Genomic DNA, 15942 nt, shown 5'->3' on the forward strand with positions numbered 1-15942 from the left:
CCGCCCGACCCCGGAGACCGCCCCCGTGAGACTGACCCGTTCCTCCGTCGTGCTCGCCGTCGTCGGCGTGCTCCTGATCGTCGCCGCAGCCGTCGTCCGCTTCGTCGTCGTCCCCTCGGTCACCAAGCTGCCCGAGGACCTCGACGTCACCCTCGAGTTCGAGGGCACCTACAACGGCATCAACCCGGCGGTGCTGTCCGGCGGCGCCACCGAGGTGATCGCGACGGACGTCCCCATCACGGCGGTCCGCGAGGTGCTGTCCGAGTCCGTGGACGGCGACACGGAGATCGTCCTGCGCAGGGACACGCGGACCGTCGGTGACGCCGAACCGACGGTGACCGAGGTGCGGTTCGCCGTCGACCGCGAGACGGACGAGGCCGGTCCGGCCCCCGAGGGTGCGGACGACGTCACCGACGCCGAGGGCCTGGTCTTCACGCTGCCGATCGACCCGCGGCCCGAGGACGGCGTCTACGAGTACTGGGACCAGAACACGCTGCAGGCCGCCCCGGTGACCTTCGAGGGCGAGGAGGTCTTCGGCGGCCGCGACGTCTACCGGTACGAGTCGGTGTCCGAGGGCGAGCTGGCCAACCCTGGAGCGCTCAACCTGCCCACCTCGCTGCCCAAGGACGTGCTCGCCGCGCTGGCCCCGGGACTGGACGGCCTGGTGTCGCCGGAGCTGCTCGCCGCGCTACCCGCGGTGCTGCCCTCGCTGCCCGCCGAGATCCCGATCGCCTGGACCTCGCGCACCACGACCCTGGTGGACGCCGACCAGGAGCTCGGCGCCACGATCGCCGGCGGCAGCACGCAGGAGATCACCGGCTCGCTCGACCTGGGCGTGACCACGGTCGACGTGCCGTTCGCGACCATCGACGTCTACTCCACCGACGACTCCATCCAGGACCGCGGGAACACCGTCGCCGACGACGCCCGGCTGCTGAACCTGGTCGGGACGGTGCTGCCGATCGTCCTGACGGTGCTCGGCGTGCTGCTGCTGGTCGCGGCGCTGCTGCTGGCCCGCCGCGCGGCCACGCGGACCCGTACCGCCTGACCGACCGACGACGACGGGCCCGGCCCCGGGGGTGCTCCCCCCGGGACCGGGCCCGTCGTCGTCCGCTGCGGGCTCAGCCCACCGGTGCCGGCGCGGGCAGGTCGACGAGCTCGGCGAGCCGGGCGCGGTGCGCGGCCGGGGTGCCCAGCGCGATCTGGTCGGCCTTGGCGCGCTTGAGGTAAAGGTGGGCCGGGTGCTCCCACGTCATGCCGATCCCGCCGTGCAGCTGGACGGCCTCCTCGGCCGCCTTGACCGCGGTCTCCGAGCAGAACGACTGCGCCACCGCGGTGGCCACGGCGCTCTCGGGGTCGCCCTCGGCCGCGGCCGCCGCGGCGTAGCGGGCCGCGGCGCCCGCGGACTCCACCGCCGCGTAGAGGTCGGCCAGCCGGTGCTTGATCGCCTGGTAGCCACCCACGACGCGGCCGAACTGACGGCGGTCCTTGAGGTAGGCGATCGTCGTGGTGAGGCACCACTGCGCGACGCCGTACTGCTCGGAGGCCAGCAGCGCCGCACCGGTCTCCAGGGCCGAGCGGACCGCGCCGGCACCGGCGTCCGCGCCCAGCAGCTCCTGGCCGGCGACGCCCTCGAGGGTCACGTCGGCGAGCTGGCGGGTCATGTCGAGCGAGACGACCGGCTCCACCCGGGCGTCCGCGGCGGGCACGGCCAGCACCGCGGTGCCGCCGGCGCTGCGCACCGGCACGAGCAGGACGTCGGCCTCCAGGGCGCCGGCCACGCTGCGCGCGCTGCCGCTCACCCGGCCCTCGCCGTCCGCGGTGAAGCCGGGTGCCTCCTCCCCGGGGCCGGCGGAGAACGGCAGGACCAGCGCGGCGGTGCGCTCGCCGGCGGCCAGGCCGGCCAGCAGCTCGTCGGCCGGGCCGCCGGCCGGGGCGGCGAGCAGCACCGTCGTGGCGACGACGCTGCTGGTCAGGAACGGCACCGGCGCGACCGCCCGGCCCAGCTCCTCCAGCACCACGGCGGCCTCGCGGGCCGAGGCGCCGGCGCCACCGCGCTCCTCGGGGACCAGCAGCCCGGCCAGGCCCAGGTCACCGGCGACGGCGCGCCACAGCGGGTCGACCAGCGACCGGTCGCCGTCGTAGGCCGCGGCGACGGCGTGCGGCTCGCTGCGCGCCGCGACCAGGTCGCGCACGCTGCTGCGCAGGTCGTCCTCGACGTCGGTGTAGAGCAGGTTGAGGTCGCTCATCGGGGCAGGTCCTTCCAGGCGATGCCGGTGTCGACGCGCGGCTCGGAGGGCAGTCCGAGCACCCGCTCGGAGATGACGTTGCGCAGGATCTCCGAGGTGCCGCCCTCGATGGAGTTGCCCTTGGCGCGCAGGTAGCGGTACGTGGCGTCGCGGCCGGTGAAGTCGACGTGCTGCGGGCGCTTCATGGTCCAGTCCGACGCCCGCAGGCCGTCCTCGCCCAGCAGCTCGAGCTCCATGCCGCTGGCCTCCTGGGCGATGCGGGCGAAGGTCAGCTTCATCGCCGAGCCCTCGGGGCCCGGCTCGCCCACGGCGAGCTTCTGCCGCAGCCGCTGGCCGGTCACCCGGGCCACCTCGTTGTCCACCCAGAGGCGCATGAGCTTGTCGTGCTGGCCGGTGCCGCGGCGCTCGGGGTGCTCGCGCCAGGTCTTCGCCAGGACGCCGACCATCCCGCTCTCCCGGCCGCCGCCGCCCCCGCCGATGGCGACGCGCTCGTTGTTGAGGGTCGCCGTCGCGACCTTCCAGCCCATCCCCTCGTCACCGAGCCGCTGGCTGTCGGGGATGTGCACGTCGGTCAGGAAGACCTCGTTGAACTCGGCCTCGCCGGTGATCTGCCGCAGCGGCCGGACGTCGACGCCGGGGGCGTCCATGTTGCAGAGGAAGTAGCTGAGCCCCGCGTGCTTGGCCACCTCGGGGTTGGTGCGGGCGACCAGGATCGCCATCTGCGCCTTGTGCGCGCTCGACGTCCACACCTTCTGGCCGTTGACCACCCAGTCGGCGCCCTCGCGGACGGCGCGGGTGCTGACCGCGGCGAGGTCCGAGCCGGCACCCGGCTCGCTGAACAGCTGGCACCAGATCTGCTCGCCGGTCCACAGCGGGCGGAGGAACTTCTTCTTCTGCTCCTCCGTGCCGAACGCGAGGATCGTGGGCGCGGCCATGCCCAGGCCGATGCCGTTGCCGCGCGGGTTGTTGTCCGGGGCGCCCGCCTTGGCGAACTGGGCCTCCACCTGGGCCTGGAGGGCGCGGGGCAGGCCGAGGCCGCCGTGGCCGACCGGGAAGTTGACCCACGCCAGGCCGGCGTCGTACCGGGCCCGCAGGAAGTCCAGCCGGTCCATCGTCGTGTGGTCGTGCTCCGCGAGGAAGTCGGTGACCCGCTGGCGCAGGTCCTCCCCCACGGCTCGTGCGTCGGTCGCGGTCATGCCGGTACTCCCGTCGGATCGGTGGTGCGGTTCGGGGCGTGGTGCCTCACTGCTGGGCGGGCACCCGGTCGGCCAGGAGCTGGGAGCGCCGGACCTTGCCGGCCTCGTCGCGGAGCGGTTCGGTCACCAGCTCGAAGGTGCGCGGCTGCTTGTACCGGACCAGCCGCTCGGCCAGGTGCGCGCGGAGGTCGTCGAGGTCGACGGCGTCCAGGCCCGGAGCGGGCTGCACGATGGCGTGCACGACCTGCCCCATCTCGTCGTCCGGGAGCCCGATCACGGCGCTGGAGGCGACCTGCGGGTGCTCGTCGAGCGCGGCCTCGACCTCGGCGGGGTACACGTTGGAACCGCCGACCAGGATCATGTCGGTGCGCCGGTCGGCCAGGTACAGGTAGCCGTCCTCGTCCAGCCAGCCGATGTCGCCGAGGGACTCCCAGTCGCCGCGGGTGCGCGCCTCGGCGCCGATGTAGCGGTACGAGGGGCCCTGCCCCTCACCGCGCCGCATGTACACCTCGCCGACCTCGCCCGGGGGCAGCTGCTCGCCGTCGGGGCCGAGGATGGTGATCTCGCCGTAGAGCACCTTGCCGACCGAGCCGCGGTGCGCCAGCCACTCGGTCCCGCTGATGATCGTGCCGGCCTGCGCCTCGGTGCCGGCGTAGAGCTCCATGAGCACCTCGCCGCCGACCCAGTCGATCCAGACCTCCTTGAGCCACGGCGGGCACGGGGCGGCCAGGTGCCAGACGGTCTCCAGCGAGGAGAGGTCGTACCGGGCGCGCACCTCCTCGGGCAGCCGCCAGATGCGGCTCATCATCGCCGGGACGAGGTAGAGCCAGGTGGCGCGGTGCTGCTCCACCAGCCGCAGGACGCCCTCGGCGTCGAATCGCGGCATGAGCACCAGCGTCGAGCCGCCGAGCAGCCCCGCCATGGCGCTGGTGAAGGGCCCGTTGTGGTACAGCGGGCCGGGCATGAGCAGCGTTCCGCCGGGGCGGTGCCGCCACACCATGCCGCCGAACTGCTCGACGACGCCGGTCTGCGCGGAGACGATCAGCTTGGGCCGGCCGGTGCTGCCCCCGGAGGCCGGCGCCTTGTAGGCCGGGGAGATGACGACCGGCAGCGGGCCGTCGTCCTCCGCTTGAGCGATCAGCTCGTCGACGTCGGCGATCGGGCGGTCCAGCGGCAGCTCGCCGCGGGCGATGACCAGCGGCGGGTCCGCCAGCTCGACGATGCCCTGCAGCTCCAGCGGCGGCATGGCCGCCGAGACCGGCTGCGGGACCGCGCCGGCCTTCCAGCAGGCGACGCACGCCTCGACGAACTCGACGCTGTTCGGGATGCCGATGGTGACCAGGTCGCCCAGCGCGACGCCCCGCGCCAGCAGCGCGCGGGCGAGCCGGTTGGTGCGCCGGTCGAGCTCCGCCCAGCTGCGGGAGGTGCCCTCGCAGACGACCGCCGGGGCATCCCCGAGCTCGCGGGCCAGCTCGCCGACCCGGACCCCGATGGGGACGGCCGGAGGCGGTGGGGCGTCGGCGTCGGCGGTCTGCGCGGTCTCGGTCATCGACAGCCTCCCCGGGGACGGACGGGCCGGTGCGGCACCGCCGCCCGCCGTGAGCGGGCCCACATCGCCCGACTGGATTCGGACTGTAACGCAGGCCTCACCCGGCCCCCGCGGGGCGGACTCGTCGTCCGCGCGCGGCTACCGGTGGCCGTGCGGGACGTCCGGCCCGGCCCGCTCCGGGGCCGGCGTCCGCGCCGGTGCTCCCGGGTCGGACCGGACGCGCGAGCGGCCGTCGAGGAAGGCCTGCCACTCGTCGGACCGGCGCCGCCGGTCGGGCGCCAGCGCGCCGACGAGGAGGAAGCCGACGGCGAGGAGCAGGACGACGACCAGCGCCACCCCGAGGACCTCCCAGCCGGTGAACGGCGGGACGGTGAGGCTTCCCGGGGAGGGGACGGCGTCGGTCGGCATGGCACCGAGCCTGCGGCCCGCGGGTGGCCGACGGCGACCACGCCGCCGACCGCCTCACCCGCCCGGGCGAGGCCGGAGGTCCCCGGATCCGGCCGGTCGTCCGCACGTCCGGGTGAACGACCCAGCGTCACCGGGCAGCTACCGAGCGGTGCACCTACCGTCGGATCCGGGAGCGCGATCCAGGGGAGCAGCGGGATGAGCATCGACACCAGCACCGACGACCGGACCGTCCTCGACGTCGTCGGGCACGCCGCCGAGCTCGTGCGGCCGAACGTCTCCGGCGACCTCCCGACCGTGCTGGAGGCCGCGCCGATGTTCCGGCGTGCGGTTGCCGGCTACGACCGGTTCCAGGTCGAGTCCTACGTGCAGTGGGCCGAGGACGAGCTCGCTGCCGCCGACCGGGAACGGGCGCACCTGGTCGCCCGCCAGCTCGAGACGGCGGCTGCGCTGCAGGAGGCCCGCGAGCTGCTGTCCCACTCCCCCGGCGGCGGCGAGTACATCGGCGCCTCCCGGCGGATCGGCACGCTGCTCGCCGCGGCCGCCGACGAGGCCGCGGCGCTCCGGGCCGAGGCGGAGGCCGACCGGCAGGCGGCCGCTGCCGAGGCCGCGCGCATCGTCGCCGACGCGCGGCGCCGGGCCGCCGCCACCGAGACCGTCGCCGACCGGTCGTTGGCCGCCGCGCAGGCCGAGGCGGCCGGGATGGTCGAGCGGGCGCGGTCCACCGTCGCCGCGGCCCAGGAGGACGCGGAGCGCGTCCGGGCCGAGGCCGACGCGGTGCTCGCGGCCGCGCGGGAGACCGCCCGCCGGGCCGCCGAGGACGCCGACCGCACCCGCGAGCGCGCGACCGAGGAGGCCGCCGTCGCCCGGGCGCAGGCCCGTGCGGAGGCCCTGCGCCTGCTCGCCGTCGGCCGCGAGGAGCGCCGGCGGGCCGACACCGAGGCGGCCGTCCTCAGGGGTCAGCCGGGCGACGTGGCCCCGTCGCTCGTCACGGCCGCCACCACCGCGCGGTAGGCACCCTCGGCAGCGACGCGCAGCTCCGCGTCGGTCCGGTCCTGCACCGGGTGCGGCACGAGGACGAAGGGCGCGGGGAACCCGAGCGCGGCGCCCTGCAGCCGGGCGGCGTCGGCGAACACCTCGCTGGCGAGGAAGACCCCCACCACGCCCCGGCGCTCGAGGTCGGCGATGTCGTGCACACTGCACGACGTGCACGAGCCCTAATCGGCGAGCGCCTCGATGACCACCTCGCACTGCTCGGCGATCTCGTGCCGCAGGTCGACCGGCGCGGTCCTCGTGAACGTGGGCTTGCGGTAGCGCCGCACGATCACGCCGTCAGCGGTGAGCAGCTCCTCGAGCCGGTCGAGCACGACGTCGCCGCGGGGCTTGCTGATGTCGAGCAGGCCGACGCGCAGGCCGCGCAGCGAGGCAGGGCGGGGCAGCAGCTCACGCTCGGTGGTCCGCTGCTCGCCGGTCGGGTCCAAGACGGTTCTCATGCGCGCACCTCTCTGGTCACCGGGGCGCTCCCGGTGTCCCCGGACACCCAGCCGCCCACGACGGCGCTGAACAGGCCGGCGTCGCCCCCGGCGTGCACGACCAGCAGCCCGCCGGGGCGGAACTTGGGCAGCTCCATGCCGGCGAGCTTCTCGGGGATGCCCTCGGCGATGCCCCCGGCCCCGCGCACCAGCTCGTCCGACGGCAGGGTGAGCAGCGCCTGCAGCTCGGCGATCAGCCGCGCCCGGTCCCAGCCCGCCTCGCGGAACAGCCGGCCGTGCTCCGGGGAGACGATCAGCACCGCGTCGAAGGCCATGGGCAGCTTGGGGTGCCCGTTGACCCGCAGGCAGGCGGCGAACGTGCGGGCCAGCGAGTCGGCGGTGCGGCTGAGCTGGTCGACGACGGGCTGCACGCCGGAGCCGGCGAAGAGGGTGACCGCGTCGCCGGGCACGCCGCGGTCGGCGGCGAGCGGGGCGAAGGGGCTGCCCTCCTCGCGCTCGGCGAAGCAGAAGGTGAGCTTGCCGGGGTTGCCCAGCGTCGCGCGGTCGATCCCGCCCGGGCGGCCGCCGCCGACGTTGCGGACGACGAGCTGCAGCGCCCGGCCGATCGTGGCGTTCGCGCGGTTGCCCTGCCCGAGGGCGTTGACCCCGCTGTTCATGCCGATCCGCCGGGTGATGGGGCCGTTGACGACGATCATCGGGCCGGAGAAGTAGGTGGTCGCCAGCAGGCCGTGCAGGGCGAACTCCTCGGTGCAGGCGGCCTCCAGCGCGGCCAGCACGACCGGCAGGTGCTCGGGCAGGCAGCCGGCCATCACGGCATTGACGGCGACCTTCTCCACCGTGCACTCGACCAGGTCGGGCGGGACGACCGCGACGACGTCCTGCGGGTCGCGGGTGGTGCCGCGCAGCATCCGCAGCACCCGCTCGGGTGTCGGTGGGACGACGGGCAGCCCGTCGGTCCAGCCGCGGTCGTACATCGCCTCGTGCTCGTCCTCGAGGTCGGCCAGCTCCACCCGCCGGCTGCCCAGGCCGCTGCCGCCGTAGCGCGCCTCCAGGGCGTCGATGCGGAACGGGTCGACCGACAGCGAGCCGCAGCCCGGGCGGTGCTCGGGCAGGTCGGCGCCGAGCCCGGTCCGCCCGGTGAGGGCCTCCCACTGCTCCCGGCTCCAGCCCACGACCCGGGCGGCCTCCTGGCCGTCCTCGACGCGCACCAGCGTCGGGACGGTCTCGATGCCCAGCCGGTAGGAGAGCTCCAGCTCGGTGTCGTCGTGCTCGAACCATCCGGCGTCGTCCTGGCACCAGACCGCGGCGCCGAGCTCGCGGAGCACCGGTTCGACGAGCACGCAGGTCGGGCAGTCGCGCTTCACCACGGCCACCAGACCGTCGGGGAGACGCATGCGCCGGACCGTACCGGCCGACCGGTGGACGACGGAAGGGCGCGCTCATGTCAAGGCGTGGTCAGCGTCTGTGTACGGGCCGCTGAGCTGGGGATTCGCGCCGCGGGAACCGCCGGACAGCAGTAGTGTTCGCACATGTGTTCGACGGGCTGCACGAGTCCCCTGGCCTGCCTGTCCGGTGCGCTGGACTCGTTGGCCGGTGAGGACACGAAAGGCCTCTTCGGGCCGGCAGTGCTGGAGCGGCTGGAGCCGCTGCTGGTGGCCGCCAACCGGCTGTCGGCCGAGCTGGCGCGCACGGTGCGCGAGGGCGAGCTGACCCGGGCCCCGGAGCACGACGGCAAGGCCACGATGGCCTCCTGGTTGCGCGGTCACCACCGGCTCTCCCAGGCCACGGCGAACCGGCTGGTCCGCGCAGGGCGGGCGCTTGAACAGCTGCCCGCCCTCGCCGCAGCTGCCGCCGCAGGTGCCGTCCCGGCCGAGGCGGTGGACGCGATCGCCCCGATCGGCGCGCCGGGCACGCTCGCCGCCGCGGACGCCCAGGCCGTCGACGTCGAGCAGATCGACCAGGCCCTGACCCACGCGGCGATGACCGCGCCGCACGCCGACCTGCGCCAGGCCGTCGGGCACTACCTGGCCCGGCTCGACCCCGACGGCCCCGAACCCGACCCCACCGAGAACCGATCGCTGACCATCACCCGCGACCGGAACGGCACCGTGGTCGGCCGGTTCGTGCTCGACGCCGTGGGCGGTGAGAAGGTGCAAGCCGCGATCGAGTCGATCCGCCAAGCCTCCCGGCCCGCCGGGGACACCCGCAGCCGCGGCCAGCAGTCCGCCGACGCCCTCGTCCAGCTCGCCGACAACGCGCTCGCCTCCGGCGGCCTGCCGACCATGCGGACCGTCAAGCCGCACGTCGCGGTCACCATCGACCTCGACGACCTCGTGGACACCTCGACCGCCGGAGCAGGCGCCGGTCGCACCGGCTTCGGCGGGGTCATCTCCGCCGCCCGCGCCCGCTGGCTGGCCTGCGACGGCAACGTCACCCGCATCGTCATCGGCCCCGAAGGCCAACCCCTCGACCTCGGCCGCACCCATCGCGTCGTCCCACCCCACCTGCGCCGCGCCGTCGAGATCCGCGACCGCACGTGCGTCTTCGCCGGTTGTGATGCGCCCAGCCACTGGTGCGACGTCCACCACCTGATCCACTGGATCGACGACGGCGACACCTCGCTGGCCAACTCGGCGCTGCTGTGCGAACGGCACCACACCAAGGTCCACTCCGGCTTCCGCGTCGAACGACGACCCGACGGCCGATGGCGCACCTGGCGCCCCGACGGCAGCGAGATCCGACTGCCGGAGCCGTTCCTCCTTCCCGCCTGAGGGCGACCGACAGCTACGCCCCAGCCCGCACCGACCACCGGTGCGGGCCCGCAGGGCCGCGCTCGGTGCGATCGGGACGCGAGGGCCGGGCCCGCACCGCGGACCCGGCCCTCGCTCCACCCACCCAGGCGGTCCGGCTCAGTCGGCCGGCGTCTCCTCGGCCTCGTCCCCGCCCCGGTCACCCGGGCCGCCGTGCCCGCGCATGCCGCGCTCACCCGGCGCCGGCAGCGCGCTCTCCACCCGCTCGGTGATGCGCTCCTCCAGGTCGGCGAGCCGCTCGTCGGCCTCCTCCTGGGTGAGCCGGCCGTCCTCGACGGCGTCGGCGATGCGCTCCTCCCCCGCGGTGACCAGCGCGTCGACGAGCGCGTCGACGGCCACGCCCTGCTGCTCCGCGACGTCGGCCAGCGTGGTGCCCTCGGTCTCCAGCGCGGTGCGCAGCTCGTCCTCGGTCATGCCGAGGGCGGTCGCCGCGGTCTGCAGGTCGGGCCCGCCGCGGAAGCCGCCACCCGGCCCGTGACCCTGCCCGATCCCGGCCTCGCTCAGCGTGCTCGCCACCTCGTCGGCCTGCTCCTGGGTGATCGACCCGTCGGACACCAGGCCCGCCAGGGCGTCGGTGATCCGCTCGACCGCCGAGCCGGCGGCGCCCCCCTCATCGGCGAGCGCCGGTACGGCGACCGCCAGCCCACCCAGGCTCAGCGCTCCGGCGGTGGCGGCGATGATCAGCTTCTTGCGCATGGCGGCTCCTCGTCGTCAGCCGGTCGCTCCGGCTCTCGAGGGCAGCCTGGGGTCGCTGCCTGGGCCCGACCTGCGCCGATCCCGTGGATCACCTGGCAGCCGGCCGCCGCCGAGCACCGCGGCGGCGGGTCAGGCGGGTGTCACCTCGTAGGTGTGCCCGGCGGCGCGCAGCCGCTCGACGAGGACCTCGCCCAGCGCCGTCGCCGGCGTCAGCGAGCCCGCGCGGTCCGGGAGCCGGTCGCCGTCCAGCGCGAGGGCCAGCGCCGCCTCCCCGAGCATCACCGCCGTCGCGGCGTAACCGGGGTCGCCCTTCCCGGCGGCCACCGCGGTGTACCGGCGGCCGCTCTCCGTGCCGGCCTCGACCTCCATCCGGAACCAGCCCGTGCGCCGCACCTCCTCGCTGGGGCCCGTGCCCGGCGCCGGCAGCATTCGGTCCAGCAGGCCGCGGGTCGGCGAGAAGGACATGGCGGCCATCGTGGCCGCGAGGCCCGCGGTCACGCCGACGGCGCCCACCGCCCCGCCCGGGCCGCGCCCGACGCCCATGACCTCGCCGTAGCTCAGCTCGCGCCCGTACGCCCAGTCCTGCAGCGCGTTGCTCCGCCGCACGATGCGGGTGTTGAACGATGCCATGACGAACGGCGCGGTCCAGCGCCCGTCGGGCAGCCGGGCGGGCAGGCCGGCGTCCCTGGGCTGCTGCGTCCGCGGCTCCGCGGCGCGGTCAGGACTGAGCGCGAACGGGTGCCCGGCCACCTTGCGCAGTGCGGGCTCCTTCTCCAGCGCCTCCACCTGCGCGCGCATCGAGTCGATCGTGCCGCCGCTGAAGCCACCCTTGAGCGTGGCGACCAGCCGGACGTCGCGCAGCCCGCCCGCCCCGTCGGCGGCGGCCCGCGCCGCCAGCAGCAGCACGCTCAGGTCCGAGGGGATCGAGTCGTAGCCGCAGGCGTGCACGATCCGGGCGCCGGTGCCGCGCGCCACCACGTCGACCCGGTCGATGGCATCGCGCACGAACAGCACCTCGCCGGTGAGGTCGGCGTAGTGCGTGCCGGCCGCGGCGCAGGCCTCCACCAGCGGCAGGCCGTACCGCGCGTACGGCCCCACGGTGGTGACGACGACGCGCGTGCTGCGGGCCAGCGCGGCCATCGCCGCCGGGTCCGAGGCGTCGGCCTCGACGAGCGGCCACTCGGCCGCTGCCGCGGGCAGGGCGGCGCGGGCCTCCTCGAGCCGGGCGCGCGAGCGCCCGGCCAGCGCGATGCGCAGCCCTGCGGGTGCGTGCTCGGCGAGGTTGGCGGCGAGCAGCTTCCCGACGAAGCCGGTGGCGCCGAAGACGACGAGGTCGGAGTCGCGTGCGCTGGCGGTCATGGGGCCATGCTTACCGGGCCGGCCCCCTCCGGTGCACGCCGGGCGGCCCGGACCGTCGGTACCGGCTGCCACGATGACCCCCGTGCTGCTCGCCGAGGTCGTCGCCGCCTCCACCCGGGTCGCGTCCACCCGCGCCCGCACCGCGAAGGCGGCCACCATCGCCGAGGTGCTCCGCCGGGCCGGCGAGGACGAGGTCGAGCCGGTCACCGCCTGGCTCTCCGGCGAGACGGGCCAGGGCCGGCTCGGCGTCGGCTGGCGCACCCTGGCGCCGCGCACCGCAACCCCGGCCGCCGAGGCGTCGCTGACCGTCGCGGCGGTGGTCGCCGCCCTCACCGAGCTGGCGACGACGTCCGGTACGGGGTCGGCCACCCGCCGGGACGCCGTCCTCACAGGGCTGTTCTCCGCCGCCACCGAGGAGGAGCAGCGCTTCCTCGTCGGCCTGCTCACCGGCGAGCTGCGCCAGGGCGCGCTGGAGGGGGTCGTGCTGGACGCCGTCGCCACGGCCGCCGACGTGCCGCCCGCGACCGTCCGCCGCGCGTTCATGCTCTCCGGCCGGCTGCCCTCGACCGCCCGCGCGGCGCTGACCGGCGGGACGGCCGCCCTCGAGGCCGTGCGCCTGGAGGTGGGCCGTCCCGTGCGTCCGATGCTCGCCAGCCCGGGTGCCTCGCTGGACGACGCCCTCGCCGACCTCGGCAGCGAGGTCACCGTGGAGTTCAAGCTCGACGGCGCCCGCATCCAGGTGCACCGCGACGGCGACGTCGTCCGCGTCTGGACCCGCACGCTGCGCGAGATCACCGACGGCGTGCCCGAGCTGGTCGCGCGGGTGCGCGCCCTCCCCTGCCGCAGCGCGGTCTTGGACGGCGAGACGCTGGCGCTGGACGACGACGGCCGGCCGCGGGCGTTCCAGGACACGATGAGCCGCTTCGGCTCCGACGCGGCCGACGAGGCCGTGCTGCTCAGCCCGTTCTTCTTCGACCTGCTGCACCTCGACGGCCGCGACCTGCTCGACGAGCCGCTCGACGTCCGCCTCGACGCCCTCGCGGGCCTGCTCGCCGACGACGCGCACGCCGCGCTGCGCATGCCCGGCGTCCGCCGGCCGGAGGCCGACCAGGCCGCGCAGGTGCTGGACGACGCGCTGGCCGGCGGCCACGAGGGCGTCGTCGTCAAGGCGCTGGACGCGCCGTACGCGGCGGGCCGGCGCGGCAAGGCGTGGCAGAAGGTGAAGCCGGTGCACACCCTCGACCTCGTCGTCCTCGGCGCGGAGTGGGGCTACGGCCGGCGGACCGGGTCGCTGTCGAACATCCACCTCGGCGCGCGCGACCCCGACGGCGGCGAGCCGGTGATGGTCGGCAAGACGTTCAAGGGCATGACCGACGAGCTGCTGGCCTGGCAGACCCGCACCTTCCCCGACCTCGCCCGCGAGAGCCCGGCCTGGGGCGTGCTGCTCCGCCCCGAGCTGGTGGTGGAGATCGCCGTCGACGGCGCGCAGCGCAGCACCCGCTACCCCGGCGGCGTCGCGCTGCGGTTCGCCCGCGTGCTGCGCTACCGCCCGGACAAGACCCCGGCCGAGGCGGACACCCTGGACGCCGTCCGGGCGCTGCTCGCGACCTGACTAGAGCGTGCGGCGGATGTAGTGCTCGGTGGCCAGCAACGTGTCACGGGCGCCCGCGGGCAGCGCGGCCACCAGGGCGGGCACGCCGCCCCGCTCCACCTCGCTCCGGTGCGCCAGGATCGCGGCGACCTTCCGCTCCAGCCACGGGGTGGCGTCGAGCCGGTCGGTGATCTCCTCCTCGGCGACGCCGTGCACCGCCCGGCGCGCACCGACGACCTCCCGCAGCTGCGCGACGACGGCGTTCGGGTGGGTGGCCAGGAGGAGCGCCTGCGGCCGCCAGGGCTCCCCCGCCTCCGGGTGCAGTTGCTCGAGGCCGGCCGCCTCGACCGCGAGCACGGTGGCCCGGTAGGTGTGCACGTGGTCGGGGTGGCCGGTCATCCCGCCGTAGAAGTCGTGGGTGACCACGACGTCGGGCCGGAGCTCCCGGATGTGCGCGACCAGCCGGCGCACCACCTCGTCCAGCGGCGCGTCGACGAGGCGCGGGCTCCCGGGCGCCGACTCCGGCACGAGCGCGTCGGCGTAGCCGAGCATGCGCGGCGCACCCAGGCCGAGCAGCCGCACCGCCTCGGCCAGCTCGGGTCCGCGCACCGAGTCCTCGGCCCACGTGGTCGTCACCACCGCCGTCGGCGCGCCGGCTCCCGCGGACCGGGCGAGCAGGCCGCCCGCGGACAACGACTCGTCGTCGGGGTGGCCGAAGACGCCGAGCACGCCCGGGGCGTCGTTCCCGCCGGTCACCGCTACCGCTGCAGCGAGTCGCGCACGAACGCCACCACGTCGGCCAGGACCTCGTCGCGGTTGGTCTCGTTGAAGATCTCGTGCCGCGCACCCGGGTACAGCCGCTCGACGTAGGTCTCCCCGCGCAGGTGCGCGATGCCGGCGCGCGAGCCCTCCAGCGGCACCAGCCGGTCGTCCTCGCCGTGCGCCCACATCAGCGGCACCGCGCCCAGCGACGGCCCGTCCTGCACCGCCGCGAGCGCGCGGACGATCGCCTCGATCGTCGGCCGCTGGAACGGGCCGTGCCAGATGAGCGGGTCGGCCTCGTAGGCGCGGGCCACCTCCGGGTCCCGGGAGAGCGTGGAGGTGTCCAGCGGCGCGTCGGGCAGCTCGGGCAGGTCCAGCAGCCCCGCGCCGCCCCACTCCCCGACCAGCGGCCCGGAGAGCACCACCGCGACCAGCGAGTCGCCGTACCGCTGCGCGTAGCGCGCGGCGATCAGCCCGCCCATCGAGTGCCCGACCAGCACGACGGGCAGGCCGGGGTGCTGCGCCCGCGCCTGCTGGTCGACGAGGTGCAGGTCGTCGACGACCCGCTCGAAGTCCTGCACGACCACCCGGTCGCCGTCGCTCCGTCCGTGCCCGACGTGGTCGACGGCGTGCACGCTCGCGCCCGCGGCGACCAGGGCCGCGGCGACGTGGTCGTACCGCCCGGTGTGCTCGCCGTACCCGTGCGCCAGCAGGACGACGTGGGTCGGCTCGGCGGCCGCCCACGTCCGGCCGGCCAGCCGTCCGGCGTGCCCGTCGAGCGTCCACTCCCGCGCGGCGGTCATGCCGACGCCGCCACGCGCGGGGCGACCTCGGTGCCCAGCAGCTCGATGCCGCGCAGCAGGTCGGCGTGCGCCAGCCGCGGGTTGGTCATCTGGATCGCGACCCGGTCGACGCCACCGAGCTGGCCGGCGATGCGCACCAGCTTCTCCGCGACGGTCTCCGGGTCGCCCATGAAGAAGGCGCCGTTCGGGCCGCTGGTCGCGTCGAACTGCGCCCGGCTCGGCGGCGAGAAGCCTCGCTCGCGGGAGACCTTGTCGAACATCTCGTGCCACCCCGGGTAGATGGTGTCGGCCGCGGCCTGCGTGCTCTCGGCGACGAAGCCGAAGACGTGCAGGCCCACCTGCAGCCGCTGCGGCGGGTGGCCGGCCTGCGCCCCCGCGCGGCGGTAGAGGTCGATCAGCGGCGCGAACTGGCGCGGCTCCCCGCCGATGATCGCGACCATCAGCGGCAGGCCGAGCAGCCCGGCGCGCACGAAGGACTCCGGCGTCCCGCCCACGCCGACCCAGATCGGCAGCGGGTCCTGCAGCGGCCGCGGGTAGACGCCCTGCCCGGTCAGCGGCGGGCGGTGCTGGCCGGACCAGGTGACCCGCTCGGAGTCGCGGATCTGCAGCAGCAGGTCGAGCTTCTCGGCGAACAGCTCGTCGTAGTCGGCCAGGCTCAGCCCGAACAGCGGGAACGCCTCGGTGAACGAGCCGCGCCCCACGACGAGGTCGATCCGGCCCTTGGAGATCAGGTCGAGGGTGGCGAACTGCTGGAAGACCCGCACCGGGTCCGCGGCGCTCAGCACCGCGACGGCGCTGCCCAGCCGGATCCGCGACGTGCGGGCGGCCGCGGCGGCCAGGATCACCGGTGGGGCGGAGTCGTAGTACTCGGGCCGGTGGTGCTCGCCGATGCCGAACGAGTAGAGCCCCGACCGGTCGGCGAGCTCGATCTCCTCGAGCAGGTGCTCCATCCGCTCCTCGGGGCCGATGAGGCGGCCCGACGCCGGGTCGGTCACCGCCGAGACGAAGCTGTCGACGCCGAGGTGCATG

General features: G+C 75.6%; 14 protein-coding genes and 1 pseudogene. 4 read left to right on the forward strand and 11 right to left on the reverse strand.

The features are described from left to right. Positions 1-25 precede the first annotated feature (25 nt). Entirely contained in the window at positions 26-1048 is a 1023-nt protein-coding gene (locus ACI79H_RS10415) for a porin PorA family protein (protein WP_456554306.1), read from the forward strand. A gap of 73 nt (positions 1049-1121) precedes the next feature. Here the strand turns inward: ACI79H_RS10415 and ACI79H_RS10420 are convergent, their stop codons facing one another. The 4 genes from ACI79H_RS10420 to ACI79H_RS10435 all read right to left on the reverse strand — a co-directional run bounded on the left by ACI79H_RS10420 (position 1122) and on the right by ACI79H_RS10435 (position 5402). Beyond that, entirely contained in the window at positions 1122-2249 is a 1128-nt protein-coding gene (locus ACI79H_RS10420) for an acyl-CoA dehydrogenase family protein (RefSeq protein ID WP_456554307.1), read from the reverse strand. Then, a complete protein-coding gene (locus tag ACI79H_RS10425) occupies positions 2246-3445 on the reverse strand; it encodes an acyl-CoA dehydrogenase family protein (protein ID WP_456554308.1) in 1200 nt (399 codons plus the stop codon). Before ACI79H_RS10425 ends, ACI79H_RS10420 begins: the two co-directional genes overlap by 4 nt. A 46-nt stretch (positions 3446-3491) precedes the next feature. Then, positions 3492-4994: an AMP-binding protein gene (locus ACI79H_RS10430; protein ID WP_456554309.1), complete on the reverse strand. Its 1503-nt coding sequence runs from the start codon at positions 4992-4994 to the stop codon at positions 3492-3494. Positions 4995-5132: 138 nt separating this feature from the next. Continuing rightward, complete coding sequence (locus ACI79H_RS10435) at positions 5133-5402, reverse strand: hypothetical protein (protein ID WP_456554310.1); 270 nt, start codon at positions 5400-5402, stop codon at positions 5133-5135. Between the two features lie 195 nt (positions 5403-5597). Between ACI79H_RS10435 and ACI79H_RS10440 the strand changes: the two genes are divergently transcribed. Then, positions 5598-6413, forward strand: a complete 816-nt coding sequence (locus tag ACI79H_RS10440) for a hypothetical protein (protein ID WP_456554311.1) — start codon at positions 5598-5600, stop codon at positions 6411-6413. Here the strand turns inward: ACI79H_RS10440 and ACI79H_RS10445 are convergent. Together ACI79H_RS10445 and ACI79H_RS10450 are read right to left on the reverse strand one after the other, a co-directional pair. Beyond that, positions 6359-6892, reverse strand: a pseudogene (locus tag ACI79H_RS10445) (UGSC family (seleno)protein). The gene ACI79H_RS10440 and the pseudogene ACI79H_RS10445 sit on opposite strands and share 55 nt — an antisense overlap. After that, positions 6889-8286: a thioredoxin family protein gene (locus ACI79H_RS10450; protein WP_456554312.1), complete on the reverse strand. Its 1398-nt coding sequence runs from the start codon at positions 8284-8286 to the stop codon at positions 6889-6891. Before ACI79H_RS10450 ends, ACI79H_RS10445 begins: the two are co-directional and overlap by 4 nt. A 135-nt stretch (positions 8287-8421) precedes the next feature. On the opposite strand from ACI79H_RS10450, the gene ACI79H_RS10455 reads away from it, so the two are divergent. Next, positions 8422-9663: a DUF222 domain-containing protein gene (locus tag ACI79H_RS10455; protein WP_456554313.1), complete on the forward strand. Its 1242-nt coding sequence runs from the start codon at positions 8422-8424 to the stop codon at positions 9661-9663. A 138-nt stretch (positions 9664-9801) separates the two neighbouring features. Here the strand turns inward: ACI79H_RS10455 and ACI79H_RS10460 are convergent, their stop codons facing one another. Further along, a complete protein-coding gene (locus ACI79H_RS10460; RefSeq protein ID WP_456554314.1) occupies positions 9802-10398 on the reverse strand; it encodes a hypothetical protein in 597 nt (198 codons plus the stop codon). Between the two features lie 129 nt (positions 10399-10527). Beyond that, on the reverse strand, positions 10528-11757 hold the full coding sequence (locus ACI79H_RS10465; protein ID WP_456554315.1) for a saccharopine dehydrogenase family protein: 1230 nt from the start codon (positions 11755-11757) through the stop codon (positions 10528-10530). A 73-nt stretch (positions 11758-11830) separates the two neighbouring features. Between ACI79H_RS10465 and ACI79H_RS10470 the strand changes: the two genes are divergently transcribed. After that, entirely contained in the window at positions 11831-13369 is a 1539-nt protein-coding gene (locus ACI79H_RS10470; RefSeq protein ID WP_456554316.1) for an ATP-dependent DNA ligase, read from the forward strand. Here ACI79H_RS10470 and ACI79H_RS10475 read toward each other — a convergent pair whose 3' ends face one another. From ACI79H_RS10475 to ACI79H_RS10485, 3 genes are read right to left on the reverse strand one after another with little or no spacing between them, the layout of a single operon-like run. Continuing rightward, a complete protein-coding gene (locus tag ACI79H_RS10475) occupies positions 13370-14104 on the reverse strand; it encodes a PIG-L deacetylase family protein (protein WP_456554317.1) in 735 nt (244 codons plus the stop codon). Between the two features lie 2 nt (positions 14105-14106). Continuing rightward, on the reverse strand, positions 14107-14913 hold the full coding sequence (locus ACI79H_RS10480) for an alpha/beta hydrolase (protein WP_456554318.1): 807 nt from the start codon (positions 14911-14913) through the stop codon (positions 14107-14109). Continuing rightward, complete coding sequence (locus ACI79H_RS10485) at positions 14910-15941, reverse strand: LLM class flavin-dependent oxidoreductase (RefSeq protein WP_456554319.1); 1032 nt, start codon at positions 15939-15941, stop codon at positions 14910-14912. Before ACI79H_RS10485 ends, ACI79H_RS10480 begins: the two co-directional genes overlap by 4 nt. Between the last annotated feature and the right edge of the window lies 1 nt (position 15942).

The sequence above is a fragment of the Blastococcus sp. SYSU D01042 genome, from assembly GCF_054050515.1.

Excerpts from the sequence above, each read along its gene's own strand:
- ACI79H_RS10460 (WP_456554314.1), bottom strand. The coding sequence starts at position 10,398 with ATGCGCAAGAAGCTGATCATCGCCGCCACCGCCGGAGCGCTGAGCCTG.
- ACI79H_RS10425 (WP_456554308.1), bottom strand. The coding sequence starts at position 3,445 with ATGACCGCGACCGACGCACGAGCCGTGGGGGAGGACCTGCGCCAGCGG.
- ACI79H_RS10485 (WP_456554319.1), bottom strand. The coding sequence starts at position 15,941 with ATGCACCTCGGCGTCGACAGCTTCGTCTCGGCGGTGACCGACCCGGCG.
- ACI79H_RS10470 (WP_456554316.1), top strand. The coding sequence starts at position 11,831 with ATGACCCCCGTGCTGCTCGCCGAGGTCGTCGCCGCCTCCACCCGGGTC.
- ACI79H_RS10465 (WP_456554315.1), bottom strand. The coding sequence starts at position 11,757 with ATGACCGCCAGCGCACGCGACTCCGACCTCGTCGTCTTCGGCGCCACC.
- ACI79H_RS10450 (WP_456554312.1), bottom strand. The coding sequence starts at position 8,286 with ATGCGTCTCCCCGACGGTCTGGTGGCCGTGGTGAAGCGCGACTGCCCG.
- ACI79H_RS10420 (WP_456554307.1), bottom strand. The coding sequence starts at position 2,249 with ATGAGCGACCTCAACCTGCTCTACACCGACGTCGAGGACGACCTGCGC.
- ACI79H_RS10440 (WP_456554311.1), top strand. The coding sequence starts at position 5,598 with ATGAGCATCGACACCAGCACCGACGACCGGACCGTCCTCGACGTCGTC.
- ACI79H_RS10430 (WP_456554309.1), bottom strand. The coding sequence starts at position 4,994 with ATGACCGAGACCGCGCAGACCGCCGACGCCGACGCCCCACCGCCTCCG.
- ACI79H_RS10435 (WP_456554310.1), bottom strand. The coding sequence starts at position 5,402 with ATGCCGACCGACGCCGTCCCCTCCCCGGGAAGCCTCACCGTCCCGCCG.
- ACI79H_RS10455 (WP_456554313.1), top strand. The coding sequence starts at position 8,422 with ATGTGTTCGACGGGCTGCACGAGTCCCCTGGCCTGCCTGTCCGGTGCG.
- ACI79H_RS10480 (WP_456554318.1), bottom strand. The coding sequence starts at position 14,913 with ATGACCGCCGCGCGGGAGTGGACGCTCGACGGGCACGCCGGACGGCTG.